The organism is Duganella levis (assembly GCF_009857605.1).
Classification (GTDB): Bacteria; Pseudomonadota; Gammaproteobacteria; order Burkholderiales; family Burkholderiaceae_D; genus Rugamonas; species Rugamonas levis.
The window spans coordinates 38,809-62,724 of record NZ_WWCT01000014.1 but is presented as its reverse complement, the minus strand read 5'-3'; the positions used below and the strand labels follow the sequence as shown (position 1 = coordinate 62,724).

Annotated in this window: 25 protein-coding genes; 12 read left to right on the top strand and 13 right to left on the bottom strand. The window is 61.8% G+C overall.

Annotated elements, in window-relative coordinates:
- Positions 1-68: 68 nt before the first annotated feature.
- Entirely contained in the window at positions 69-1,064 is a 996-nt protein-coding gene (locus GTP69_RS17355; protein ID WP_161056039.1) for a BMP family lipoprotein, read from the bottom strand.
- A 473-nt stretch (positions 1,065-1,537) separates the two neighbouring features.
- Between GTP69_RS17355 and GTP69_RS17350 the strand changes: the two genes are divergently transcribed.
- From GTP69_RS17350 to pcp, 4 genes are read left to right on the top strand one after another with little or no spacing between them, the layout of a single operon-like run.
- A complete protein-coding gene (locus GTP69_RS17350) occupies positions 1,538-3,859 on the top strand; it encodes a TonB-dependent receptor (protein WP_161056038.1) in 2,322 nt (773 codons plus the stop codon).
- A gap of 47 nt (positions 3,860-3,906) precedes the next feature.
- A complete protein-coding gene (locus GTP69_RS17345; RefSeq protein WP_161056037.1) occupies positions 3,907-4,596 on the top strand; it encodes a DUF969 domain-containing protein in 690 nt (229 codons plus the stop codon).
- Entirely contained in the window at positions 4,593-5,549 is a 957-nt protein-coding gene (locus GTP69_RS17340; protein WP_161056036.1) for a DUF979 domain-containing protein, read from the top strand. Before GTP69_RS17345 ends, GTP69_RS17340 begins: the two co-directional genes overlap by 4 nt.
- 41 nt (positions 5,550-5,590) lie before the next feature.
- The gene (pcp, locus tag GTP69_RS17335) at positions 5,591-6,241 is read left to right on the top strand and encodes a pyroglutamyl-peptidase I (RefSeq protein WP_161056035.1); all 651 of its coding nucleotides are present in this window, start codon (positions 5,591-5,593) and stop codon (positions 6,239-6,241) included.
- Between the two features lie 16 nt (positions 6,242-6,257).
- On the opposite strand, the gene GTP69_RS17330 is transcribed toward pcp, so the two are convergent.
- The 7 genes from GTP69_RS17330 to GTP69_RS17300 all read right to left on the bottom strand — a co-directional run bounded on the left by GTP69_RS17330 (position 6,258) and on the right by GTP69_RS17300 (position 11,220).
- Entirely contained in the window at positions 6,258-6,719 is a 462-nt protein-coding gene (locus tag GTP69_RS17330) for a PIN domain-containing protein (RefSeq protein WP_161056034.1), read from the bottom strand.
- On the bottom strand, positions 6,713-6,934 hold the full coding sequence (locus GTP69_RS17325; RefSeq protein ID WP_161056033.1) for a hypothetical protein: 222 nt from the start codon (positions 6,932-6,934) through the stop codon (positions 6,713-6,715). The genes GTP69_RS17330 and GTP69_RS17325 overlap by 7 nt, the downstream gene beginning before the upstream one ends.
- Before the next feature lie 103 nt (positions 6,935-7,037).
- Complete coding sequence (locus tag GTP69_RS17320) at positions 7,038-7,799, bottom strand: alpha/beta hydrolase (RefSeq protein WP_161056032.1); 762 nt, start codon at positions 7,797-7,799, stop codon at positions 7,038-7,040.
- 151 nt (positions 7,800-7,950) lie between these two features.
- On the bottom strand, positions 7,951-8,241 hold the full coding sequence (locus GTP69_RS17315) for a GNAT family N-acetyltransferase (RefSeq protein ID WP_161056031.1): 291 nt from the start codon (positions 8,239-8,241) through the stop codon (positions 7,951-7,953).
- A gap of 2 nt (positions 8,242-8,243) precedes the next feature.
- Entirely contained in the window at positions 8,244-9,152 is a 909-nt protein-coding gene (locus tag GTP69_RS17310; protein ID WP_161056030.1) for a LysR family transcriptional regulator, read from the bottom strand.
- Between the two features lie 18 nt (positions 9,153-9,170).
- Positions 9,171-10,085 (bottom strand): pseudouridine-5'-phosphate glycosidase, encoded by a 915-nt coding sequence (locus GTP69_RS17305; RefSeq protein WP_161056029.1) that lies wholly within the window; start codon positions 10,083-10,085, stop codon positions 9,171-9,173.
- Between the two features lie 4 nt (positions 10,086-10,089).
- Complete coding sequence (locus tag GTP69_RS17300) at positions 10,090-11,220, bottom strand: carbohydrate kinase (RefSeq protein WP_161056028.1); 1,131 nt, start codon at positions 11,218-11,220, stop codon at positions 10,090-10,092.
- Positions 11,221-11,433: 213 nt separating this feature from the next.
- Between GTP69_RS17300 and xapA the strand changes: the two genes are divergently transcribed.
- From xapA to GTP69_RS17260, 8 genes are all read left to right on the top strand, one after another.
- Positions 11,434-12,273 carry a xanthosine phosphorylase gene (gene xapA / locus GTP69_RS17295; protein ID WP_161056027.1) on the top strand — a complete coding sequence of 280 codons (840 nt, stop codon included), beginning with the start codon at positions 11,434-11,436 and terminating at the stop codon, positions 12,271-12,273.
- A 52-nt stretch (positions 12,274-12,325) separates the two neighbouring features.
- Positions 12,326-13,519, top strand: coding sequence for a phosphopentomutase (locus GTP69_RS17290; RefSeq protein WP_161056026.1), 1,194 nt, complete (start codon positions 12,326-12,328; stop codon positions 13,517-13,519).
- The gene (deoC, locus tag GTP69_RS17285; protein WP_161056025.1) at positions 13,516-14,478 is read left to right on the top strand and encodes a deoxyribose-phosphate aldolase; all 963 of its coding nucleotides are present in this window, start codon (positions 13,516-13,518) and stop codon (positions 14,476-14,478) included. Before GTP69_RS17290 ends, deoC begins: the two co-directional genes overlap by 4 nt.
- Positions 14,479-14,491: 13 nt before the next feature.
- Positions 14,492-16,873 (top strand): aldehyde dehydrogenase family protein, encoded by a 2,382-nt coding sequence (locus tag GTP69_RS17280; protein WP_371867990.1) that lies wholly within the window; start codon positions 14,492-14,494, stop codon positions 16,871-16,873.
- Positions 16,874-16,994: 121 nt separating this feature from the next.
- Complete coding sequence (gene deoA / locus GTP69_RS17275; protein WP_161056024.1) at positions 16,995-18,320, top strand: thymidine phosphorylase; 1,326 nt, start codon at positions 16,995-16,997, stop codon at positions 18,318-18,320.
- On the top strand, positions 18,317-18,724 hold the full coding sequence (locus GTP69_RS17270; protein ID WP_161056023.1) for a cytidine deaminase: 408 nt from the start codon (positions 18,317-18,319) through the stop codon (positions 18,722-18,724). Before deoA ends, GTP69_RS17270 begins: the two co-directional genes overlap by 4 nt.
- Positions 18,724-19,974 (top strand): nucleoside deaminase, encoded by a 1,251-nt coding sequence (locus GTP69_RS17265; RefSeq protein ID WP_161056022.1) that lies wholly within the window; start codon positions 18,724-18,726, stop codon positions 19,972-19,974. Before GTP69_RS17270 ends, GTP69_RS17265 begins: the two co-directional genes overlap by 1 nt.
- Before the next feature lie 91 nt (positions 19,975-20,065).
- Positions 20,066-20,770 (top strand): DUF3800 domain-containing protein, encoded by a 705-nt coding sequence (locus GTP69_RS17260; protein ID WP_161056021.1) that lies wholly within the window; start codon positions 20,066-20,068, stop codon positions 20,768-20,770.
- Here GTP69_RS17260 and GTP69_RS17255 read toward each other — a convergent pair.
- The 5 genes from GTP69_RS17255 to GTP69_RS17235 form a co-directional block, all read right to left on the bottom strand.
- A complete protein-coding gene (locus GTP69_RS17255) occupies positions 20,767-21,192 on the bottom strand; it encodes a VOC family protein (RefSeq protein ID WP_110847195.1) in 426 nt (141 codons plus the stop codon). The two genes, GTP69_RS17260 and GTP69_RS17255, sit on opposite strands and share 4 nt — an antisense overlap.
- A gap of 55 nt (positions 21,193-21,247) precedes the next feature.
- Entirely contained in the window at positions 21,248-22,012 is a 765-nt protein-coding gene (locus tag GTP69_RS17250; protein ID WP_161056020.1) for a LytR/AlgR family response regulator transcription factor, read from the bottom strand.
- On the bottom strand, positions 22,009-22,938 hold the full coding sequence (locus GTP69_RS17245; RefSeq protein ID WP_110847193.1) for a sensor histidine kinase: 930 nt from the start codon (positions 22,936-22,938) through the stop codon (positions 22,009-22,011). Before GTP69_RS17245 ends, GTP69_RS17250 begins: the two co-directional genes overlap by 4 nt.
- The gene (locus GTP69_RS17240; protein ID WP_161056019.1) at positions 22,935-23,186 is read right to left on the bottom strand and encodes a hypothetical protein; all 252 of its coding nucleotides are present in this window, start codon (positions 23,184-23,186) and stop codon (positions 22,935-22,937) included. The genes GTP69_RS17245 and GTP69_RS17240 overlap by 4 nt, the downstream gene beginning before the upstream one ends.
- A gap of 101 nt (positions 23,187-23,287) precedes the next feature.
- The gene (locus GTP69_RS17235) at positions 23,288-23,833 is read right to left on the bottom strand and encodes a GNAT family N-acetyltransferase (protein ID WP_371867988.1); all 546 of its coding nucleotides are present in this window, start codon (positions 23,831-23,833) and stop codon (positions 23,288-23,290) included.
- Positions 23,834-23,916 lie beyond the last annotated feature (83 nt).

The following is a 23,916-nucleotide window of genomic DNA, read 5'->3' as shown; positions in this document are numbered from 1 at the left end:
TTTTTATCTAAGTAAAACGCGCCGCGCGGGGTAATTCCCCGGCGGCGCGTTTAATGTTCAAACAGGTTTTAGACTGGGCAGGCAGTGCCCGAGCGGATGTCGATGACCTTGATCTTGCCATCGATAATATCCTTGCGCGCACCCAGCACGCGCTTTTCGATTTCCGGCGTGATCAGCTTGCGGTTGTTTTCGTCCAGCGCCCAATCGACGCCGCCTTCCTTGATGCCCTTGGCGGTAACGCCGGCTTTCCAGGTGCCGTTCTTCATCTGCATGAAGGAATCGTAGACGGCGTTGTCGACGCGCTTGACCATCGAGGTCAGGATCGAGCCAGGGTACAGGCTGTTCTGGTTGGAATCGACGCCGATCGCCAGCTTGCCTTTTTCCTTGGCGGTTTGCAGGGTGCCCAGGCCCGAACCGCCGGCCACGGCAAACACCACGTCCACGCCGCGGTCGAACTGCGAACGTGCCAGTTCGCCGCCCTTGGCCGGGTTGTTCCACGAATCCGAAGAGGTGCCGACCATGTTCGAGGTTACGTCCACCTTAGGATTGACGGCTTTCGCGCCTTGCGCGTAACCGCAGGCAAAGGTGCGGATCAGCGGGATGTCGACGCCGCCGATGAAGCCCAGTTTTTTCGACTTCGACGCCATGGCCGCAGCCACACCCACCAGGTACGACCCTTCTTCTTCCTTGAAGGTGATGGAATTGACGTTGGCGCCTGGCGCCACACCGTCGATCAGCACGAAACGGACTTTCGGGAATTCTTTGGCGACCTTCTGCACGGCGGCCTGCTGGGCGAAGCCGATGGAGGCGATCAGGTCGAGGTTTTTGCGGGCGAGGCTGCGCAGTACCTGTTCAGCCTGGGTGTCGCTGGAGGCTTGCACCTCGATGAAATTGATGTTGGTCTCTTTTTTGAAGCGCGTGGCGCCTTCGAAAGCGGACTGATTGAACGACTTGTCGAACTTGCCGCCTGCGTCATACACGATGCCCAGTTTTGGGTCAGCCGCGGACGCGCTGGCAGCGATAAATAGTGCTGCAACCGTCAAACTAAGTTGTGAAAGTTTCATGAATAGGCTCCTGGAAGAACGGTATTGTATATTTTTATTGGCCGTTAGATGCAAATCACGGTCGGTTTATTCCTCTAAATCCCTGATTCCACGTAGTAAGTGCTAGCAACTTGCTAAAAGCTTGTCATATTGGCAGCATGGTGCTTTCATGTCGCACCGCAGCAACAGCGGCCACCAAATTAAATATTTTTATATTGTTGCTTTTTTGTCCGTTTGGAAAAAACAAACGGCCTCGGCAAGTCGTTGTCCATCCCCGTGTTTCATAGAGCAAGTGGCTATTTCCTCAGCGCCGCAGTCAATTCCCCACTATGCATCAGCCCGAATATGTACGACAAATTCGTTTTTTCTTGGTTATTTATTCAAAATAGATATGAATCAACTCATGCAAAAGGTACGTTTCTTGCATTTTTTTCCGTGCTAGCATGTTTTGTAATTAACAAATACCACAACGATATAACAGGGAGCAGGACACAATGAGCAAACAAAGTTTCGCAGTGCGATCGATGATCGCCCTGGCCATCGCCAGCGCCTTTCCGCTGCAATCGGCCCTGGCCACCGAAGTAGAGGCAGCCGCTGAGGGACAGGACACCCCGGTCGCCGGCGCCACGCCATCCACCGCCAACCAGCTGGAAACGGTGATCGTGACCGCCCAGCGCCGCGCGGAAAATATCAAGGACGTGCCGATGTCAATCGCCACCATCAAGGGTGACAAGCTGGACGCGGTGACCGCCGGCGCCGGCGACATCCGCGTGCTGTCCGGCCGCACGCCGTCGCTGAACATCGAGTCCGACTATGGCCGCGCCTTCCCGCGTTTCTACATCCGCGGCCTGGGCAATACCGACTTCGACCTGAACGCCTCGCAGCCGGTCGGCTACGTGATGGACGATATCGTCCAGGAAAACGCCATGCTGAAGGGCTTCCCGATTTTCGATACCGATCAGGTTGAAGTGCTGCGCGGCCCGCAGGGCACGCTGTTCGGCCGCAACTCGCCGGCCGGCGTGATCAAGTTCGACTCGGCCAAGCCGGTCTTCAAGCAGGAAGGCTATGTCACGCTGGGCATCGGCAACTACTCGGCCAAGAATGCCGAAGGCGCGTTCAACTTCCCGGTCAGCGACACCGTGGCGCTGCGCTTCTCCGGCACCAGCCAGCACCGCGACGACCGCGTGCACAACACCAATCCGACCGCCGGCAAGGGCACCCAGGACTTTGAAGGCTACGGCGACAACGCCTTCCGCCTGCAAGCGCTGGTCAAGCCGAACCAGGACTTCGATGCGCTGTTCAACTACCACCAGCGCAACTACCACGGCAGCGCCACGCTGTTCCGCGCCAACATCATCAAGCAGGGCACCAACGATATCGTCGACGGCTTCGACTACGGTTCCTACCCGACCGACGGCGTCAACTACCAGAAACTGGAAACCAAGGGCGGCAGCATTCGCCTGAAATACAACCTGGGCGATATCACCTACCATTCGATCACCGGCTACGAAAAGCTGAAGTTCAACAGCCGCGCCGACGTTGATGGCGGCTATGGCGCCGTATTCGCGCCGCCGTATGGTCCGGGCCGCATTCCATTCCCGGTCGAGACGGCTGACTTGCTGCCTAACCACAAGCAGTTCACCCAAGAGCTGCGCGCCGAGTCGAACTACAAAGGCCCGCTGCAATGGATCGGCGGCCTGTTCTACTTCAACGAATCGATCCAGATCGACAGTATCGCCTTCGACTCGCTGTCGCCAGGTAATCCGCAAAGCCCGGCGTACGCACGCCAGTTCCAGAAATCGAAATCGTGGGCCGCCTTCGGCTCGCTGAACTACGCCGTGTCCGACAAGCTGAAACTGCGTGGCGGCCTGCGTTACACCGACGACAAGAAAGACTTCTTCGCTTCGCGTACCGACTTCGACGCCAGCAACACCCTGGTGACCGTGCCGCACACGCTGAGCAGCAAGACCCACAACGTCAGCTGGGATCTGAGCGGCACCTATGAGCTGGACAAGAACACCAACCTGTTCGCGCGCGCCGCCACCGGCTACCGCGCACCGTCGATGCAGGGCCGCCTGAGCGCGCTGACCGACGTGCCGACCCAGGCCGGCGCCGAGAAAGCGCTGTCGTTTGAAGCCGGTATCAAGCAGGACCTGTTCGACCGCCGCGCCCGTCTGAGCGCTGCCGTGTTCCAGTACCGCGTGAAAGACAAGCAGCTGACCGCCGGTAGCGGCACCGTCAACATGAACCGCCTGATCAACGCCGACAAAGTCACCGGTCAGGGTATCGAACTGGATCTGCAAGCCAACCTGGGCTACGGCTTCAGCGGCTCGGCCGGTTACAGCTTCAACGATACCGAGATCAAGGACAAGAACGTGCGCGTGCAGTATTGCGGTAACGTCGCCAACAATGCCGGCATGGGTTGCACCCCGACCAATGCGCCAGCGCCTGGCTTCCCTGGCTACTCGCTGATCGACGGTAACGACCTGCCGCGCGCGCCGCGTCACCAGGCCAACTTCACGCTGAAGTACAGCACCGAAGTGGCGAATGGCGAACTGTATGCGCTGACCGACTGGACCTACCGCAGCAAGTACAACTTCTTCCTGTACACCGCCACCGAGTACACCGCCAAGCCGCTGACCGAAGGTGGCCTGCGCGTGGGCTACAAGTGGGGCGATGGCAAGTATGAAGTGGCTGCCTTCGGCCGCAACATCACCAACAAGATCGTACTGCTGAGCGCGATCGAGTTCGACAACCTGACCGGGATGCTGAACGAGCCGCGAACCTACGGCGCCACGTTCAAGATGAACTTCTAAGGTTAGAATCCCCGCTCCGTGCGGGGATTTTTCTTTGGGAGCCAGGTTTGAATCAGACTGTCGTTAATTTGTGGCCGCTGCTGGGCGTGGCCGTCATCATCGCCGGCTTCGTGCTGCGCGCGCATCCGGTGCTGGTGGTGATCGCCGCCTGCTTTGTCACCGGCTTGACCGCCGCCATGCCGGTCGAGCAATTGCTGGCGACATTGGGCACGGCCTTCGTCAAGACGCGCAACCTGCCGATGATTTTGCTGCTGCCGATCGCCGCCATCGGCCTGCTGGAGCGGCACGGATTGAAGGAGCATGCGCAGGCGTCGATCGCGCGCATCAAGTCCGCCACCACCGGCCGGCTGCTGATTGTGTACCTGGCGATCCGCGAACTGGCGGCCGCCTTCGGCCTGACCAGCATCGGCGGCCACCCCAATATGGTGCGACCGCTGATCGCGCCGATGGCGGAAGGCGCCGCCGAGGTGCGTTATCCGAATGTGACGATGGAGATGCGCTACCGCATCCGCGCCATGGCCGCCGCCACCGACAACGTCGGCCTGTTCTTCGGCGAGGATATCTTCGTCGCTTTCGGTGCGATTGTGCTGATGCAGACCATCCTGCGCGGCGAAGGGCTGGAAGTCGATCCGCTGCACATGGCGCTGTGGGGCATCCCGACCGCCATCTGCGCCTTTATCATCCATTCGTGGCGGCTGTACCGGCTGGACCGGTATCTGGCACGGAGCGCGGCATGATACTCAAGGTCGAATACTTCTACTATGTGCTGGGTGCGATGCTGCTGATGGTGGCCTGGATGGCGCTGCGCGACCGGCATAATCCGCGGCGTTACAGCAGCGCCTTGTTCTGGGCCTTGTACGCGGTGATCTACCTGGCCGGCGAACAGCTGCCGCCGGTGGCGGCGGGACTGATGATGGTGGCGATGGCGCTGATCGCCGGTTTCGGCGGCGTCACGCTGGGCCGCTACGGCGAACGCACGGCGGACGAGCGGCGCGGCAGCGCGCAGCGTCTCGGCCACAAGCTGCTGATACCGGCGCTGCTGATTCCCCTCACCACCGTGATCGGCTCGACGCTGTTCAAGGACGTGAAATGGGACGGCCTGTTCCTGCTCGATCCGAAGAACATCACGCTGGTCAGCCTCGGTTGCGGCTCGCTGTTCGCGGTGGCCACGGCCTGCTGGCTGACGCGCTCCACGCCATTGCAGGCGATGCGCGAATCGCGCCGGCTGATCGATCACCTGGGATGGGCGGTGGTGCTGCCGCATATGCTGGCGGTGCTTGGCCTGCTGTTCACCGACGCCGGCATGGGCAAGGCGGTGGCGCATGTGGTCACGTCGTATATCAATATGGACGTGCGGCTGGTGGCGGTGGCGGTGTACTGCATCGGCATGGCGCTGTTCACCATCATCATGGGCAATGGCTTTGCAGCGTTTCCGGTGATTGCGGGCGGCGTGGGGATTCCGGTGCTGGTCGGCGTGTATCACGCCAATCCGGCGGTGATGGCGGCGATCGGCATGTTCAGCGCCTACTGCGGCACCTTGATGACGCCGATGGCGGCCAACTTCAACATCGTTCCCGCTGCGCTGCTGGAGCTACCGGATAAAAACGCCGTGGTCAAAATGCAGGTGCCGACGGCGTTGCCACTATTGTTAGTGAATGTAGCACTGCTTTATTTTTTCATGAATCTGTGAGAGTCTTCCGGGTTAGATAGCAGAATCCCGGAGTAGTCAAGATGAAAAAGATAATATTGTTAACTGGCTTCGAGCCATTTAACAAGGAGACCATTAACCCGTCGTGGGAAGCCGTGCGGCAGCTGGATGGCTGGCACGAGGGCGAGTTTGTGGTCCATGCGCGGCAACTGCCATGCGTCTTTGGTCGCGCGCTGAAGACGGTGCACCAGGCGGTGGAAGAACTGCAGCCGAGTATCGTGATCTCGGTGGGGCAGGCCGGCGGGCGGGTGGATATCTCGGTGGAGCGCATTGCCATCAATATCGATGATGCGCCATATGCGGACAACCAGCAGCGGCAGCTGATCGACCAGCCGATTGTCAATGGCGGTCCGGCGGCTTACTTCTCCACCTTGCCGATCAAGGCCATCGTGCACGAACTGCGCGAAGCGGGCCTGCCGGCATCGGTATCGCAATCGGCCGGCACCTTTGTGTGCAACCACGTGTTCTATGGGCTGATGCACCAGGCGCACGAGTGGGGCACCACCATGCGCGCCGGTTTCATTCACATTCCGTATCTGCCGCAGCAGGCGGCCCGCCATCCCGGCACCGCCAGCATGAAACTGGAAGATGTCGTGGAAGGCCTGCGCATCGCCGTCCGCACCACGCTCGCCCACACAGTAGATGTGCGCGAGGCGGGCGGCTTGACGCACTAAGGCTTGTGATAAGCGCTCATTCGGGCGGGTCTGCAACATCGGAGGCTATCCAGCCTGTGATGTTGCCCTTGTCGTCTTTCTGATACTTCAGCTTGTATGGGGCGCGTAGCTGGCTTGGTTCGAAGTCTGCCGGGTTGCGAGTGATGATCATGCGGCCAAGTACTTTGGCTGTAGCGCCAATAATTGCGTCGGGTGCCTTGATCTTGCGCTTGGGCGTTCTAGCGAGGCCGGCTGAGCGAATAGTTACTGCTGTCGCCATGATGGCGTCGTCGGGGTGCACAACCTGGACGTTCAGCATTTTCAAGAATGTTTCGAACTTTAAGGTGTCGGCCTGGGTCTTGCACCCGACCATGACCTCCATCCAGGTAAGCGAACTGATAGCGAAGTCGGAAAAATATCCGAGTTCCACTTTGGCCTCTGGCACGCCATTCATCAAGTCGATGAGAATATTCGTGTCAACAAGTACCTTGGTTACCATTCCTTGCGCATCTCCTGCTGAAAGGCAAGGCCGTCTTTTGGCACGTCATCACGATCTTTCCACATGCCGAAGACCAAGTCGAGCGCCTGCATGCGCTTTTCTTGATCAGCATTGTTTGGGACGTGCGGGGCAAGTGCTGCGTTTGGGCTGTCAGCAATGGTTTGAGCTGCGATTTTTCGCAACTTTCGCTTCGGGATTTTGGCAGGCATGCTCATATGAGCCTCACTAAAATTGATGCGCTTATGGCGAATACAATACCATGACTACACACCATATGCCTGCTGCGCGTACCGTTTGCGCAGCAGGTTTCTCGCGAGTTTAGTTGTTGCCAGTAAAGCCTGCGGCTTGCTCGATCACTTTGGCCACTTCGGCTGGGTGGACGATGAAGGTTGCGTGGCTGCCGTTGATTTCGGTGATTTTGCTGCCGGCGCGTTTGGCCATGAAGCGTTCCAGGTCTGGATTCACCGTGCGGTCAGCGGTCGATACGATGGCCCAGCTTGGTTTGGTTTTCCAGGCGGCCTGGGTGACCGGCGCGGCGGCGGTTTGGACTGCCGGCAGGACTTGTGCGCGGGCCATGAAGTTGGCTTGCGCAGCCGGCAGGTCGGCGGCAAAGTCGGCGTGGAACAGGGCGTGGTCGAAGTACAGCTGGCCGTCGGCCGTGGCTTTCACGCCTTCGCTTGCCGGCGGCGTTTTTTTGACCAGCGTCAGCAGGCTTTCGCCGGCGTCCGGCGCGAATGCGGCGACGTAGACCAGGCCTTTGACCTTGGCGTTATTGCCGGCTTCAGTAATGACCACACCGCCATAGCTATGGCCGACCAGGATGCTGTCGCCATCCAGCGAGTTGACGATGCTGTTGGTGGCTTTCACGTCTTCGGCCAGCGAGGTTTCCGGTTGCTGCACCACGGCGACGTTGAAACCGTCACGGGTCAGGATGTCGGCCACACCCTGCCAGCCGGAACCATCTGCGAAGAAGCCGTGGACCAGGACGATGTTCTTGACCGGCGCCGCCATGGCGGCCGGTGCGGCGATGGTTGCGGAAGTCAGGGCGAGGGCTGCGGCGATGCGGGTCATGGTGTTCATGTTGATTCTCCAAAGTTGGTTAAGTGAGACCAGTGTATGGAGATCAATCCGCGCGAAGAAGGCGTGTTGTTATCCTATGAGTGCCAGTCATAGGCAGTCACGGCGTACACCGTGGTATCGGTGTTGTACCACCGCTCGACGCCGCGATAGGTCATGCCCAGGCGGCTTCCGGCGGATTGTCAGGATTGCGTTCGATATGCTGGATGCACCCGGCGCCAATCAGCCGCCCGGAATCGCGCTCGATGAACGCCCACCACGAATAACCCAGCGCGGCCCACGCGGCTTTGCCCCTGGCGATGAAGGCCGTGGTTTCCTCTGGCGTCTCCGGTCTGCCGGTGATGTAGCGCATGACTTGCGGGTCGCTGTTGAGCGCTCGCAGACCATCGTAGTGCTGGTCGTCGAAGGGCTGTAATTCCAGCCGGGCGGTGGACAGGACGGTCATGGTCAGTTCTCCCGTGACGGCGGATTGAGGATGTTCAGGAAGGCCCTTACCACCGGCGCATCATCGGTGGTGGTGTAGGTGATGTACAGATTGGCCGATGGCGGATTGCTGCGGATCGGCACAAACACCACGCCCGGCCAGCCAATACGGCTGGTGGTCTCCGGCATCAGCGCCACGCCCAGTCCCGCGCCGACCATGGCCAGCAGCGTTTGCGGTTCGGACGCTTCCTGGAAGATCGTCGGCTGGAAGCCGGCCTTCACACAGCATTGCATCAGGTAGCGCGGGAAGGCCGACTTGTCGAGCGCCAGCGTCAGCATCGGCTGGTCGGCGATGTCCATCAGTTCGATCGCATCCTGCTTGGCCAGCGGGTGATGCTCGTTGAGCGCCACGCACACGTCTTCGCGGAAGCACAGTTCCTGACGCAGGTTGTCGCTCTTGAGTCCATCTTCATCCAGTTTGGGCTCGCGCCAGAAGCCGACGTCGATCTGCTTGGCGCGCAGCGCGTCGTATTGCAGCGTTGGCCCCAGCTCGTGCAGGGTCCACGTCACGCGCGGGAACTTGGTCTGGAATTCTTCCAGCAGGCTGGGAATCGGCCCCCACATCGCTGAACCGACGATGCCCACCCGCAGCCGGCCCACTTCACCGCGGTCGATCTGGCGGATGGTGTCGATGGTCATGCGCATCTTGGCCAGCAGCTCGGCCGCTTCGTTCATCAGCGCCTTGCCGGCCACCGTCAATTCAAAGGTGCGGGTGGTGCGGGCGAACAGTTTGACGCCCAGTTCACTCTCCAGCTTCATGATCTGCTGGCTCAATGGCGGCTGCGAGATGTGCAGGCGCTCAGCGGCGCGGCTGAAACTCTTTTCTTCAGCGACGGCGAGAAAATACTTGAGTTGTTTCAGATCGATGGACATGGCGGCGCCTGATGTCGGTTAGTGTGGGGACTGCATGGCCACCGCCAGCGCGGCGCCGCAACGGGCGTTGTTCTTCACCAGTGCGATGTTGGTCACCAGGCTGCGGCCTTCGGTCAGCGCCTTGATGCGCGCCAGCAGGAACGGCGTAACGTTCTTGCCGGTGACGCCTTGCTGATCCGCCTCTTGCAAGGCCTGTTCGGTGATGCGGTCGATTTCTTCCTTCGGCATCGCCTCGGCGGCCGGCACCGGATTGCTGACGACGACGCCGCCTTTCAGGCCCAGCGCCCACTTGGTGGCGATGAAGGCCGCCTGCTGGTCCGGCGTATCCAGCTGGAAGTCGGCATTGAAGCCGCTTTCGCGGGTGAAGAAAGCCGGGAAGCCGCGCTGGCCGACACTGACCACCGGCACGCCGTGGGTTTCCAGGTATTCCAGCGTCAGGCCGATGTCGAGGATGGATTTGACGCCGGCGCATACTACCGCCACCGACGTCTGCGCCAGTTCCTGCAAGTCGGCCGAAATATCAAAGCTGGTTTCGGCGCCACGGTGCACGCCGCCGATGCCGCCGGTGACGAATACCTGGATGCCGGCCAGTTCGGCGCAGATCATGGTGGCGGCCACGGTGGTCGCGCCGAGTTTGGATTGCGACAGCACGTAGGGCAGGTCGCGGCGGCTCACTTTAATCGCATCGCCGGCGGTGCCCAGCAACTCCAGCTGCTCGTCCGACAAGCCGACACAGATTTTGCCGCCGATGATGGCGATGGTGGCCGGCACGGCGCCGCCGTCGCGGATGATCTGTTCCACTTCACGCGCCATCTGCACGTTTTGCGGATACGGCATGCCGTGCGAGATGATGGTCGATTCCAGCGCGACGATCGGTTTGCCGGCGGCGCGGGCGGCAGCCACTTCCGGCGAGAACAACAGGTATTGGTGCATGGTCTTATCCTTTACTTGGGAACAGCGGAGCGCTAAGGTCAAAATCGTGTATTTCGTCGAGGACGTCGGCGGCCAGCACCGGCGATACGGTCTCCGGGCTTTCCAGCGTCATGGCGGCGACTTTCAGGCCGCGGCGGCAGGCCAGCGTCAGATCGTCGCTGCCTTGATAGAGAGACCAGCAGACGGCGGCCGAAAACGCATCGCCGGCGCCGGTGACGTCCACCACCTCCACCTGGTGCGCGGCCAGCCACACCAACTCATTGCCGCGCGTGTGGTACACGCCCTGGCTGCCGCAGGTGACGATGACGTCCCTGGCGCCTTGTGCGCAAACCTCGTTGCAGGCCGCGCGCACGTCCGCTTCGGTCGGCAGGGCGCGGGCGACGCGGGTTTCCAGTTCGCCGCGATTCAGGATCAGCAGCCGCAGGCCGCCCAGGTCCGCCGGCAGCCGGGCCATCTTCGGCTGCGAGACGGCAACAATCACCAGGGGCACGTTGTCGGTGCGCGCACTTTCCAGGAGCGCTGTGATGCTGTCGGCAGGCAGGTTCAGATCGGCCACGGTCATGGCGGCGGCTGAGCGTTGGGGCAGGCGGCTGACCAGGAAGGCCGGCGTGATGCGGTCGTACAGGGCCATGTCGGCCAGGGCCAGCACCAGCTCGCCCTTGTCATCGAGGATGGCGGTATAGGTGCCGGTGGCGGCGTCTTGCAGCTTGAGGCTGCCACGGGTGTCGATGCCGGCCGCGTCCGCGTGGTCTTGCAGGTTGCGGCCGGCGCTGTCGTCGCCGACGGCGGTCAGCAGCGCCACCGGCAGGTTCAGACGGGCCAGGTTTTCGGCAATGTTGCGCGCCACGCCGCCGTAGACTTCCTCGGCGGTGGCGGGATTGGAGGTGCCCAGCTGCATCGCCTCGATGGTGCGCAGTTTGCGGTCCAGGTTGGCGGCGCCGACGCACATCACCGGACGCTTGTCCGGCAGCACGTAGGCGCGGCCCAGCAGGCGGCGTTCGCGGATCAGGCCGGCGATGTGGCCGGCCACGGCGGACCGCGACAGGCGCAGTTCCACCGCCAGGTCTTGCTGGGAGATGAAGGGGTTGGCGCGGATCAGCTGGTAAAGCTGTTCCTTCTTGGAGGTGTCGGTCACGGTAGTGGCCCTTAAAAACATTTGTCTTCAATGGTAAACATATGTCTTAAGCGAGTCAACCGCGCTCCACGGCTAAGTTTCGCTTGGTTTATAATACCCGCGATTTATATCACTTTTATATAAATAGCCAAGAAAAATGGTATTTGCCATACATATGCACGATGATGCATAGTGCCAGCTTCCCCAGCCACATCAAAAAATTCGAGGATTTCCATGTCTAATAACTCTCCATTCCAGGCAGCCGACATTATTCGCGCCCGTCTTCCAGAAGGCTTCAAGCCGCGCGTTGCGATGATTCTCGGTTCCGGCCTCGGTGTGCTGGCGGAACAGATGACCGACGCGGTCACCATCGGCTACGACGAACTGCCGGGCTTCCCGATCTCCACCGTGCACGGCCACGCCGGCGAACTGGTGATCGGCACCCTGTCGGGCGTGTCGGTGGTGTGCATGAAGGGCCGCGGCCACGTCTACGAAGGCTACGGCCTGGGCGTGATGACCAGCGCCGTGCGCACCATGAAGCTGCTGGGCTGCGAAATGCTGTTCGTGACCAACGCCGCCGGTTCGCTGCGCACCGAAGTGGACGCCGGCGCGCTGGTCGCGCTGACCGACCATATCAACTACCTGCCGGGCACCCCGATGATGGGCCCGAACGATGAGCGCTTTGGTCCACGCTTCTTCAGCATGGCCAACGCCTACGATGCGGATCTGCGCGCGCTGCTGCACACCTCGGCCAAAGAGAAAAACGTCACGCTGCATGAAGGCGTGTACATTGCTTACGCCGGTCCTAACTTTGAAACGCCTGCGGAAATCCGCGCGTTCAAGACGCTGGGTGCGGACGTGGTCGGCATGTCGGTGGTGCCGGAAGTGGTGTCGGCCCGTCATTGCGGCCTGAAGGTGGTGGGCGTATCGGCCATCACCAACCTGGCCGAAGGCTTGTCGCCGTTCCCGCTGTCGCATGACCAGACCTTGAAATACGCAGCGATCGCAGCGACGTCGCTGATTGAAGTGATCCTGGGCTTCCTGGGCAATGTAGCGAAAACGCCGCAAGCTTAAGAATCCGACAGGGGCGGCGCAGTCCGCCCCTTTTTGCTTTTAGGAGTTCATTATGAAACGCGCATTTATCCTGCTGCTCGATTCGTTTGGTCTGGGCGCCACGCCCGACGCGGCGAAGTACAACGACGTCGGCGCCAATACCTTCGGCCACATCGCGGCAAGCGTCGCCAAAAGCGGCACGCCGATGTCGCTGCCGACCATGGAAAAACTGGGCCTGACCGCCGCCGCCCATCTGGCCAGCGGCGAATGGGCCACCGGCTTTACGCAACGCGAAGGTTTCACCGCCGCCTATGGCGCCGCGCGCGAGCGTTCGACCGGCAAGGACACCCAGTCCGGCCACTGGGAAATCGCCGGCGTGCCGGTGGAATTCGACTGGGGCTACTTCCCGAAAACCGTACCGTCGTTCCCGGCCGAGCTGACCGCCAAGCTGCAAGAGCTGACCGGCGTGCCCGGCTTCCTCGGCGACTGCCACGCTTCGGGCACGGACATCATCAACAAGCACGGTGACGAGCATGTCGCCACCGGCAAACCGATTATCTACACCTCCGCCGACTCGGTGCTGCAAATCGCCGCGCACGAAGAGTCGTTTGGCCTGGAGCGTTTGTACGAAGTGTGCGAGATCGCCTTTAAACTGGTTGAGCCGTACAACATCGGCCGCGTGATCGCCCGTCCGTTCCTGGGCGCGAACGGCAACTACACCCGCACCACCAACCGTCACGACTACGCGGTCGCGCCGCCGGCGCCGACGCTGCTGGACCACGTCAAGAACGACGGCGGCGAAGTGATCGCGCTGGGTAAGATCAGCGACATCTTCGCGACGCAAGGCGTATCGCGCCTGGTGAAGGGCAAGGACAATATGGCGCTGTTCGACGCGCTGCTGAAAGTGGCCGACGAAGCCGGCGACAAGTCGCTGACCTTCGTGAACTTCGTCGACTTCGACCAGGCCTTCGGCCATCGCCGCGACGTCAACGGCTACTCGAACGCGCTGCACGAGATGGACGCGCGCCTGCCGGAGTTCATCGCCAAGCTGCAACCGGACGATCTGGTGGTGATCACCGCCGACCATGGCTGCGATCCGACCTGGCCAGGCTCCGACCACACCCGTGAACACATCCCGATGATCTTCTTCGGCCCGAATGTGAAAGCGCAGTCGCTGGGCATTTCCGAAACCTTCTCCGATATCGGCCAGACCCTGGCCCATCACCTCGGCGTCAAACCACTCGCAAACGGAACCAATCTGTTATGAGCATCATTACCGATTTCAAACGCAATGAAGCCGTCCCGCTGGACCTGGGCTGGATCAATCACATCCACGTGAACAAGAGCGCCGCCGACCGCCGCGCCGCCAGCCTGGCCAACCGCCGCACGGTGAAGAAGGAATACCAGGCCGCCTGGCTGGTCAAGGCCATCGGCCTGATCGACCTGACCACGCTGTCCGGCGACGATACGCCAGGCCGCGTTGAACGCCTGTGCCGCAAGGCGCTGCGTCCACTGCGCACCGACCTGGTGGAAGCTCTGGGCCTGCAAGATGTCAAGCTGGCCACTGGCGCCGTTTGCGTGTACCACGAGATGATCAAACCTGCGGTGGAAGTGCTGCAAGGCCGCCTGCCTATCGCTGCGGTGTCGACCGGCTTCCCGGCCGGCCTGACCAGCATGGAAACCAAGGTGCGCGAGATCGAACTGTCGGTCGCCGCCGGAGCTTCCGAGATCGATATCGTCATCACCCGTCAGCACGTTTTGACGGGCAACTGGCAAGCGCTGTACGACGAGATGCTGGCTTACCGCAAGGCTTGCGGCGAAGCGCACGTCAAGGCGATTCTGGCGACCGGTGAACTGGTCACGCTGGAAAACGTCGCCAAGGCGTCGTGGGTGTGCATGATGGCTGGCGCGGATTTCATCAAGACCTCGACCGGCAAGGAGCCGGTCAACGCCACGATCCCGGTGTCGCTGACGATGGTGCGCGCGATTCGCGAGTACCACGAGCAGACCGGCTTCAAGATCGGCTACAAGCCGGCGGGCGGCGTCGGCACGGCCAAGGCCGCGCTGCAGTACCTGACCCTGATGAAGGAAGAACTGGGCAACGAGTGGCTGGAACCCCACCTGTTCCGCATCGGCGCTTCCAGCCTGCTGACCGACATCGAGCGTCAGCTGGAGCACTACGTGACCGGTAACTACTCGGCCGCACATCGCCACGCGCAACCTTAATTACGGACACGTCATGCCATCAATTAAAGAGATCCTGAATACTATGGAATACGGCCCAGCACCGGAAAGCACGAAAGAAGCGCAAGCGTGGCTGGAACAACGCGGCCGCCAATTCGGCCTGTTCATCAACAACGAATGGAGCGAGGCCGGTGAGCTGTTCGCGTCCATCAATCCAGCCAGCGGCGCCAAGCTGGCGGACCTGACGCAAGGCAGCGCGGCAGACGTCGACCGCGCCGTCGCCGCAGCGCGCGCCGCGCAACCGGGCTGGCAGGCGCTGGGCGGCCATGGCCGCGCCAAGGTGCTGTATGCGATTGCGCGCCTGATGCAAAAGCACGCGCGCCTGTTCGCCGTGCTGGAAACGCTGGACAACGGCAAGACCATCCGCGAAACCCGCGATGTCGACTTGCCGCTGGTAGCGCGTCACTTCTACTACCACGCCGGCTGGGCGCAACTGCAAGCCGAAGAATTCTCGGACTACCGCGCTGTCGGCGTGGTCGGCCAGATCGTGCCGTGGAACTTCCCGCTGCTGATGCTGGCATGGAAAATCGCCCCGGCGCTGGCCGCCGGTAACACCGTGGTCTTCAAACCGGCCGAATTCACTTCGCTGACGGCGCTGCTGTTCGCCGACATCTGCGTGCAGGCCGGCGTGCCTGCGGGCGTGGTCAATATCATCACCGGCGACGGCCGCGTGGGCGAAGCCATCGTCAAGCACGAAGGTATCGACAAGCTGGCGTTCACCGGTTCGACCGAAGTCGGTCGCCTGATCCGCGAAGCGTCGGCCGGCAGCGGCAAGAAGCTGTCGCTGGAACTGGGCGGCAAGTCGCCGTTCATCGTGTTTGAAGACGCGGACCTGGACGCTGCGGTTGAAGGCCTGGTCGATTCGATCTGGTTCAATCAGGGCCAGGTCTGCTGCGCAGGTTCGCGCCTGCTGGTGCAGGAGTCGGTGCAGGATAAATTCCTGGCCAAGCTGCGCGCCCGCATGGACAAGCTGACCCTCGGTTCGCCGCTGGACAAGTCGATGGACATCGGCGCGCTGGTCGATCCGGTGCAGAAGCAGCGCATCGAAGGCCTGGTGCAATCGGCGCGCGACGAAGGTTGCACCGTGTACCAGCCAGCCTGCGAACTGCCGGCCGATGGCTCGTGGTTCCCGCCAACCCTGATCACCGGCGCTTCGACCGCCGCCGCCGTGGCGCAGGCCGAAATCTTTGGCCCGGTGCTGGTGGCGATGAGCTTCCGCACTCCGCCGGAAGCCGTGCAGCTGGCAAACAACACCGTGTACGGCCTGGCCGCATGCGTGTGGACCGAGAATATCTCGCTGGCGCTGGACGTTGCACCTGCCATCAAGGCTGGCGTGGTGTGGATTAACACCGCCAACCAGTTCGACGCCGCTTGCGGCTTCGGTGGCTACCGCGAATCCGGCTACGGCCGTGAAGGCGGCCGCGAAGGCATGTACGAGTACATGACCGCACTGTCGGAAGATGCACGTCCTGCCGCGCCGCTGCTGGAACCAAAAGCGAAGGCCAAAGCCGCAGTGCCGGCCGGCAGTCCATTCGCCATCGACCGCACTGCCAAGTTGTACATCGGCGGCAAACAGGCCCGCCCTGATGGCGCCTATAGCCGCGCGATTCACGGCGCCGATGGCGCCCTCATCGCCGAAGTGGGCGAGGGCAGCCGCAAGGACATCCGCAACGCGGTGGAAGCAGCGCACAAGGCCACCGGCTGGACCAAGGCTACTGCGCACAATCGCGCGCAAGTGCTGTACTACATCGCAGAAAACCTGGCCGCGCGCGGCGAGGAATTCGCGGCACGTATCGCTGCCATGACCGGCACCAAGAACGCCGAGAAGGAAGTGCAGGCATCGATCGAGCGTCTGTTCTACTGGGCGGCGTGGGCCGACAAGTACGATGGCCTGGCGCATCAGCCGCCGATGCACGGCATTACCGTGGCGCTGAACGAGCCGCTGGGCGTGATCGGCATCGTGTGCCCGAACGAGTCGCCGCTGCTGGGCTTTATCTCGCTGGTGGCGCCGGCCATCGCGCTGGGCAACCGCGTGGTGGTGGTGCCATCGGAAGCGCATCCGCTGTCGGCCACCGATCTGTATCAGGTGCTGGATACCTCGGACCTGCCGGCCGGTGTGGTCAACATCATCACCGGTTCGGCCGATGAACTGGCGCGCACGCTGGCAACGCATGGCGATATCGATGCGGTATGGCGTCATGACGGTTCGGCCGAAGGCTGCGCCGAAGTGGAGCGTCTGTCGGCATCGTCGCTGAAGCGTACCTGGGTTGGCGGCGCCAAAGGCCGCGACTGGTATAGCACCGCGCAAGCGGGTGGCCGCGCCGTGCTGGCACATGCGTCGCAAGTCAAAAACATCTGGATTCCTTACGGCGTCTAACCACAGCAGCATCCCCGTCATTCCGGCGAAAGCCGGAATCCATGCTGAGTTGCCGAAGTAGGCATCGCTCTATGGATTCCGGCCTACGCCGGAATGACGCGTTTTGATTCCCGGAGAATTTATGTCCTATTTACCTCAAGAGATCATCCGCAAAAAGCGTGACGGCGGCATTCTGTCGGCCGAGGAGATCCAGTTCTTCGTTGGCGGCATCACCTCCGGCGGCGTGACCGAAAGCCAGATCGCTGCGCTGGCGATGGCGGTCTACTTCAACGACATGACCATGGACGAACGCGTCGCCTTCACGCTGGCCATGCGCGACTCCGGTGAAGTGCTGGACTGGCGCTCGCTGGACCTGAACGGCCCGGTAGTCGACAAGCACTCCACCGGTGGCGTCGGCGATGTCGTCTCGCTGCTGCTCGGACCTATGGTCGCGGCCTGTGGCGGCTACGTGCCGATGATCTCCGGCCGTGGTCTGGGCCACACCGGCGGCACGCTGGACAAGTTCGACTCCATCCCCGGCTACACCACGGTGCCGGACAATGCGCTGTTCCGCAAGGTCGTGAAAGAAGTTGGCGTGGCCATCATCGGCCAGACCTCGTCGCTGGCGCCGTCGGACAAGATCTTCTACGGCGTGCGTGACGTTACCGCCACCGTGGAATCGGTCGCCATGATCACCGGCTCTATCCTGTCGAAGAAACTGTCGGCCGGCCTGGATGCATTGGCGATGGACGTCAAGGTGGGCAGCGGCGCCTTCATGCCGACCTACGACAAATCGGTGGAGCTGGCCGAGAGCATCGTCAAGGTCGGCAACGGCGCGGGCATGATGACCTCCGCCATCCTGACCGACATGAACGAATCGCTGGCGCCATACGCCGGCAACGCCGTTGAAGTGCGCGGCGCGATCGACTACCTGACCGGCAAGTCGCGTCCTGCGCGTCTGCACGAAGTAACGATGGCGCTGTGCGCCGAGATGCTGGTGCTGGGCAAACTGGCGGCGACCGAAGAAGAAGCGCGCGCCAAGCTGCAAGCGTCGCTGGACAGCGGCGAAGCGGCCGAGCGCTTTGCGCGCATGGTGACGGCGCTGGGCGGTCCTGCGGACCTGATGGACAATCCGGACAAGTACCTGGAACGCTCGCCGATCATCGTGCCGGCGCCGGCGCTGACCTCGGGTTATGCCGCTGCGGCCAACTGCCGCGAGATCGGCCTGGCGGTGGTATCGCTGGGCGGTGGCCGTCGCCGCGCCGCCGATCCGATCGACTTCGCGGTCGGCCTGACCGACCTGGCGGGCCTGGGCGACAAGATCGAAGCCGGCCAGCCGCTGGCGATGGTGCACGCGCGCACGCAGCAAGCGGCCGAACAAGCCATTCGCGAAATCCAGGCTGCGTATCAGATCACCGATGCCGCGCCTGCCGCCAACCCAGTCATCTACCGTACCATCAAACCATGAACAAACCAGAACTGATCGCCGAAGCCGCCGCCGCGCGCCTGAAGGCTTACGCGCCATACTCCAACTTCAAGGTCGGCGCTGCGCTGCTGACCAACGACGGCAAGGTGTTCCACGGCTGTAACGTGGAAAACGCAGCCTATGGCCTGTGCAACTGCGCCGAACGCACCGCGTTCTTCAGCGCCTTCGCCCATGGCTACAAGGTTGGCGATTTCGACCAGCTGGTGGTCATCGGCGAAACCGACGGCCCGATCGCACCATGCGGCGCCTGCCGCCAGGTGATCCTGGAACTGGGCGGCAACGAGCTGCCGGTGCTGCTGACCAACCTGAAAGGCGACATCTTCGAAACCACCGCAGCGGAACAACTGCCGAACGCTTTCGGCGGCGCGGACCTCAAGAAGAAGTAATGGCCCACAAGAAGACGATTGATGTGCAGGCAGCGGTCGCCATTGCGGCGTCCGAAGCCATCGCCGCCAAGACGCAAGGCACATTCGGCGTCGGCGGCCTGATGCTCGACCAGCACGGCAACGTGCTGCAGTCGCTGCACAACAACGTCGTCAAGGACGGCCTGGTGTTCGACCCTACCGCGCACGGCGAGCGCCAGTTGATCGACTGGTATTACGCCGAGCGCGCCAAGGGCCGCGAACTGCCGGTGCCGCAGGACATCACCATCGTCACTTCGCTCGACCCGTGCTGCATGTGCAGCGGCGCGATTCTGGCCGGTGGCTTCAACGTGGTGGTGGCTGCGCCGGACCAGGCGTCCGGCATCAATTACGACAACAGCGCCGCCTTCAAGGCTCTGCCGGCAGCGCTGCGCGCGCAGGCCGGCGACAGCTTCAGCTACCCGGCCATCCTTGGCTCGTCGCTGTACGCGCGTGCCGCGACCGGCGCCACGCCGAAGTCTTTCTTCATCGGTAAAACCATCTCCGAACCGACGCAGGCTTTATGCTCATTGGTGTTTGAGGCCACATCGGCCGACGTGATGGCGATGCTGAACACCGACCGGCCGCAGCCATCGCTGAAAGACCCGGCTACGCTGTCGGCCGATCACGCCATCGTGCGCGCGCTGAAGCAGCAATATCCGGACGCGCTGACCTACCGCTGCGCGCCGCACCGGCCCAATGCCGGCCTGGCGCCGTTCCTGCTGCAAGCGATGGCGCGCGACCGCGAACATGGCGGGGCAGGGGATGCGGTGGCCTTGCTGGATTCGTTCGGCAATCTGCTCTTGTGCATGGCGGGGCGGATGACGCAGTCGGGCATCCGCAGCGCCTTCATGGAAACCACGCGCGCCTACGCGCAGCTGCGCTACAAACTGCTGAACGGCGCTTCGGCCGCGCAGCAGGACGATGTGCGCCACTACCTCGGCCATCCGAAGGACGGCACCTTCGTCTTCGCCAAAGGGCCGGACGCCAGCGCCGTCAGCTATATGAACCTGGGTGCCTATGGCTCCACCATGGAAGGCCCGCTGCCGCTGGAGAATCCCACCCAGTTCCAGTATGTTCTGCCATCGTTGCCGCCAGCCGAACTGGCCGCCCTGTGCGCCGCCATGCCGCCCCTCTACCGCAACATCATCCGCATCCAACCGACGCAAGTGGCAGACCTTGATCTGGCTCAAGCGTTAAGTATAGGCAGCGCAGCGACCTCCCAATCGGCGTAGAATTAAAGTCTGGGTCGGGAGCACCGCCTTCCTTGTGGTGCGTTGAACGTCTGTTTCACCTGACTCACCCTCCCTCGCTCGTGGACACACCATGCATCTATTGTATGCAGACGAATCTGGTCTCGTAGAAGACATGAGCCAAAGGCACTTTGTGCTGGCCGGAGTCTGCGTATTTGAAAGCGCTACTCAAAATATCGCCAGCAATCTCGATGCGATCATCACCTGTTTCGCACCGCATATGCCTGAACTGGAACTGCACGGCTCACCAATTCGAAGCGGTAAAGGTTTCTTCAGAAAGATCGCATTAGCGGATCGGGAGCAGTTAATAAAAGATGCATTGATTGCTGGCGTTATTGCGCAACCGGCTGCAGGCGTACGCTTGTTCGGATGCGTGGTGGAGAAAATTGCCCTATGCGGATATGACCCGGTTCGCTACTGCTTTGAGCAGATAGCCACACGTTTCAATTTATTTTTGCAACGCCGGGCCGTGAGATACCACGATCCTCAACACGGATTGATTTTGTTTGATGAGTCGACCATGGAACACCGTCTCCGAAGGTTAGCCAGGGAGTTCGAAATGAGCGGCCAAGTCTATGGAGCTGCGCATCACTACGCGGAAGTTCCTGTTTTTTTGGACTCACGCGCAAGCCGCCTGGTGCAGCTTGCTGACCTGGTTGCGTATTCTCTTTTCAGGCACTTTGAGCATAGCGATAGCCAATACTTTGATCTTCTGAAAAACAGATTCGATCAAGACGCCGAAACTCAGCATGGCTTTGTCCTTGTTCGGACTCCTTAAGCGTAGGGATCGTAAGTGCCGATGCTCCAGATGTGACCTTCGGGGTCGCGGCAGGTGAAGCCGCGGCCGCCGTAGTCTTCGTCCTTGATGTCGAGCACGATCTGGCCGCCGGCTTCCAGCACGCGGCCGTACACATGGTCGGCGCTGTTGACTACCAGGTAGGCGCTCTGCGTGACGAAGCCGCCGGTTTCCATCGGCTGCTTGAGCAGGCGGCCGTATTCGGTGTCGAACACGGAGCCCAGCATGACCATACTGTTGCCGAAGGTGAGCTGGGCGTGGGCGATGCTGCCGTCCTCGTTGGGTACCACGAACTGCACTTCAAAGCCGAGGGTGCTGCACAGCCAGTCGATGGCGGCCGGCGCGTCGCGGTAGCGCAGGCATGGTATGACGCCGCAATGCGTTTGCTTGGGTATGCTGGACATCGTTCCCTCCCTTGAGTGAAGCAATCCAGTATACGCCGATGGCCCGCCGATGCGATTACATTTGCTGGAATAAATGGGTGTGGCCGCGGCTCACTTCCAGCAGTTCTGGGTGGTTGCGGATGCGCACCATCTGGCGGCCGCGCAAGTCACGCGTGACTTCTTCAATGGCATCCACGCGCACCAGGGTCGAGCGGTGGATGCGCCAGAATTCGTCCGGGTCCAGTTCGTCCGCCAGCTCCTTCAGCGTCTTGCGGATCAGCACTTCTGATTGCTCGGTCTGCACCCGCGTGTACTTTTCGTCGGCCTGGAAGAACAGCACTTCGCGCGTCGAGATCATGCGCAGGTTGGTGCCGACCACGGCCTGGATCCAGCGCAGGTAATCGGTCTTGGCCGCCGCCGGCTTGCTGTGGTGTGACAGCAACTGGCTCAGCTGCCGCTCGATGTTGGACGGCTGCTGGCCGATCAGCGATTGCAGCCGCGTGCAGGTGGTCTTCAGGCGCTCGCCGCCGACCGGCTTCAACAGATAATCCAGCGCGCCTTGTTCAAACGCTTCAATCGCGTACTGGTCATAGGCGGTGACGAACACCAGGTGGCAGCGGTTGAACAGCATGCGCGCCGCTTCAATGCCGGACAGGCCCGGCATGCGGATGTCGAGGAAGACGATGTCCGGCTGGTGCTTGCCGGCCAGCGCCACGGCTTCGATGCCGTTCTCGGCTTCGGCGACGATGTTCAGCGCCGGCCAGGCTTCCTGCAAGCGGCTGCGCAGTTGCTGGCGCATGCCTTCTTCATCGTCGGCGATCAGGGCGGTGGGAGCATTCATTTGGAACTCGCAGCAAAAATATCGGGGGCATAGGGAACGCGGATGCTGGCGCGCGTGCCGCCGGTCAGCGGCGCTTCGATCACCAGCTGCGCGCGGTTGCCGTACTGGATGCGCAGGCGTTCGCGCACATTGGCCAAGCCGAGGCCGTCGCCGGCGAAGGCGTTGAAGCCGACGCCGTCGTCGCAAACATCCACTTGCAGCATCTGGCCGTCCACTGCGGCGCGGATGTCGATGCGGCCGCCGGCGATCTTCGGCTCCAGTCCGTGCTTGATGGCGTTTTCGATCAGGATCTGCAACATCATCACCGGGAAGGTGGCGCTCAGCATTTCATCCGGCACGTCGATCGACACGGCCAGCCGCGAGCGCATGCGCGCCTGCATGATGGCCAGGTAGGCGCGCGACATCTCGATCTGCCGACCCAGCGTGCCGGAACCCTTGGCGCGCATCTGCGGCAGCGTGGCGCGCAGGTAGTCAATCAGGTTCTGGTGAATGCGCGCCGCTTGCGGCGGATCGGTTTCGATCAGCTGGCCGATCAGCGCCAGGGTGTTGAACAAAAAGTGCGGCTCAACCTGCGCTTGCAAGGCCGCCATGCGCGCCTCGACCACGCGCCGTTCGATGCTTTCCTCGTCGGCGTGCGATTCGGCGTTGCGCGCTTCCAGCTCGGCCTTGCGCTTGCCGCCGGCCAGCACCTTCAGGCCGAACGACACCAAAATGAAGCCCCAGGTCTGGTCGTTCATGTGGAACAGCGAGGCCGACAGGATCAGCAACAGCAGCCAGATGATGACCAGCTTGCGCCACTCCACCTGCGCCAGCCAGTCAAAGAAATGCCACCAGACGCTGACTGCGGTTTCGCCGATTTCGCGGACGATGTCCAGCAGGCTCTTGGCATTTTTATAGCCGGCCTGGGCCAGCCGATGCTTTTTCATTCAACGTGCTCCTGGGCGCGTTTGGCGCGGCGGCCGCCGATGACGCAGGCGCCGACCGCCACCTTGATCAGCATGAAGGCCACGAACAGCACCAGCGCCAACGGCAGGATCGAGAACAGGAAGGCCAGCACCAGCGCCGCACCCAGCAAGGCCGGCGGCGACATGCGGCCGATCAGGCGTCCGGCGTAGCGCAGCATATTGGTCAGGGCCTGGAAAATTTCGTCGATGAGAGCGGTGGCTTTGTTCATTTTAGTGTCTCCATAAGGCGTTGCGATGAGAGCACTGTAGCAAAGCCCCGCACCGGCGCGTAGTGGATTCCGATCAACTGCGGTTTGACGGGCATGGCCGGTTATTGCGCGGGATGAATGGCGGCTTCCCAATCCTTGCGTAACAAGCCATAGATGATGCTGTCCGACACTTCGTCACCGACAAACCAGCGCTCGCGCAGATGGCCTTCGCGCTGGAACTGCTGGCCTTCCAGCAGACGCTTCGAGGCAATGTTGTCGGGATGGATATCGGCCTCCAGCCGGTGCAGCGCCAGCGGGCCAAAGGCGTAGCCGATCATGGCTGCCAATGCCTCTTGCATATAACGCTGGCCCCAGTACGGCCGGCCGAGGATGTAGCCGATTTCGCAGCGGTGGTTGCGGCGGTCGAAAGCGTACAAGGTGATGCTGCCGATCACTTCGCCGGCCAGCACGATGGCCAGCCGCAGCGCGCTGCCGTTCTGGTAGTCCGCCAGGGTTTTGGCGATGTGTTCATCGGCCTGCGCCGGTTGCTGCCAAGCAGTGCTGCTGAAATAGCGCATGGTTTCCGGATCTGAATGGACACGGAACATGGCCGCCGCGTCGCTGGCGTTCACCGTGCGCAGTTGCAGGCGCGCGGTTTGTAAGATCACGGGAGAAAAAATCGTCATGAAAAGTTATCGGATTGGCTTTAAACAGGAAATTAATGATACACAAGTTGCAGTGCAATATATTT

What these genes read in the sequence shown, in the direction of transcription:
- GTP69_RS17320 (WP_161056032.1), bottom strand. Translation starts at nt 7,799, where the DNA reads ATGAACACCATGACCCGCATCGCCGCAGCCCTCGCCCTGACTTCCGCA.
- GTP69_RS17350 (WP_161056038.1), top strand. Translation starts at nt 1,538, where the DNA reads ATGAGCAAACAAAGTTTCGCAGTGCGATCGATGATCGCCCTGGCCATC.
- xapA (WP_161056027.1), top strand. Translation starts at nt 11,434, where the DNA reads ATGTCTAATAACTCTCCATTCCAGGCAGCCGACATTATTCGCGCCCGT.
- GTP69_RS17330 (WP_161056034.1), bottom strand. Translation starts at nt 6,719, where the DNA reads ATGGTAACCAAGGTACTTGTTGACACGAATATTCTCATCGACTTGATG.
- GTP69_RS17325 (WP_161056033.1), bottom strand. Translation starts at nt 6,934, where the DNA reads ATGAGCATGCCTGCCAAAATCCCGAAGCGAAAGTTGCGAAAAATCGCA.
- GTP69_RS17255 (WP_110847195.1), bottom strand. Translation starts at nt 21,192, where the DNA reads ATGTCCAGCATACCCAAGCAAACGCATTGCGGCGTCATACCATGCCTG.
- GTP69_RS17265 (WP_161056022.1), top strand. Translation starts at nt 18,724, where the DNA reads ATGGCCCACAAGAAGACGATTGATGTGCAGGCAGCGGTCGCCATTGCG.
- deoC (WP_161056025.1), top strand. Translation starts at nt 13,516, where the DNA reads ATGAGCATCATTACCGATTTCAAACGCAATGAAGCCGTCCCGCTGGAC.
- GTP69_RS17340 (WP_161056036.1), top strand. Translation starts at nt 4,593, where the DNA reads ATGATACTCAAGGTCGAATACTTCTACTATGTGCTGGGTGCGATGCTG.
- GTP69_RS17310 (WP_161056030.1), bottom strand. Translation starts at nt 9,152, where the DNA reads ATGTCCATCGATCTGAAACAACTCAAGTATTTTCTCGCCGTCGCTGAA.
- deoA (WP_161056024.1), top strand. Translation starts at nt 16,995, where the DNA reads ATGTCCTATTTACCTCAAGAGATCATCCGCAAAAAGCGTGACGGCGGC.
- GTP69_RS17270 (WP_161056023.1), top strand. Translation starts at nt 18,317, where the DNA reads ATGAACAAACCAGAACTGATCGCCGAAGCCGCCGCCGCGCGCCTGAAG.
- GTP69_RS17305 (WP_161056029.1), bottom strand. Translation starts at nt 10,085, where the DNA reads ATGCACCAATACCTGTTGTTCTCGCCGGAAGTGGCTGCCGCCCGCGCC.
- GTP69_RS17250 (WP_161056020.1), bottom strand. Translation starts at nt 22,012, where the DNA reads ATGAATGCTCCCACCGCCCTGATCGCCGACGATGAAGAAGGCATGCGC.
- GTP69_RS17315 (WP_161056031.1), bottom strand. Translation starts at nt 8,241, where the DNA reads ATGACCGTCCTGTCCACCGCCCGGCTGGAATTACAGCCCTTCGACGAC.
- GTP69_RS17280 (WP_371867990.1), top strand. Translation starts at nt 14,492, where the DNA reads ATGCCATCAATTAAAGAGATCCTGAATACTATGGAATACGGCCCAGCA.
- pcp (WP_161056035.1), top strand. Translation starts at nt 5,591, where the DNA reads ATGAAAAAGATAATATTGTTAACTGGCTTCGAGCCATTTAACAAGGAG.
- GTP69_RS17290 (WP_161056026.1), top strand. Translation starts at nt 12,326, where the DNA reads ATGAAACGCGCATTTATCCTGCTGCTCGATTCGTTTGGTCTGGGCGCC.
- GTP69_RS17245 (WP_110847193.1), bottom strand. Translation starts at nt 22,938, where the DNA reads ATGAAAAAGCATCGGCTGGCCCAGGCCGGCTATAAAAATGCCAAGAGC.
- GTP69_RS17260 (WP_161056021.1), top strand. Translation starts at nt 20,066, where the DNA reads ATGCATCTATTGTATGCAGACGAATCTGGTCTCGTAGAAGACATGAGC.
- GTP69_RS17240 (WP_161056019.1), bottom strand. Translation starts at nt 23,186, where the DNA reads ATGAACAAAGCCACCGCTCTCATCGACGAAATTTTCCAGGCCCTGACC.
- GTP69_RS17355 (WP_161056039.1), bottom strand. Translation starts at nt 1,064, where the DNA reads ATGAAACTTTCACAACTTAGTTTGACGGTTGCAGCACTATTTATCGCT.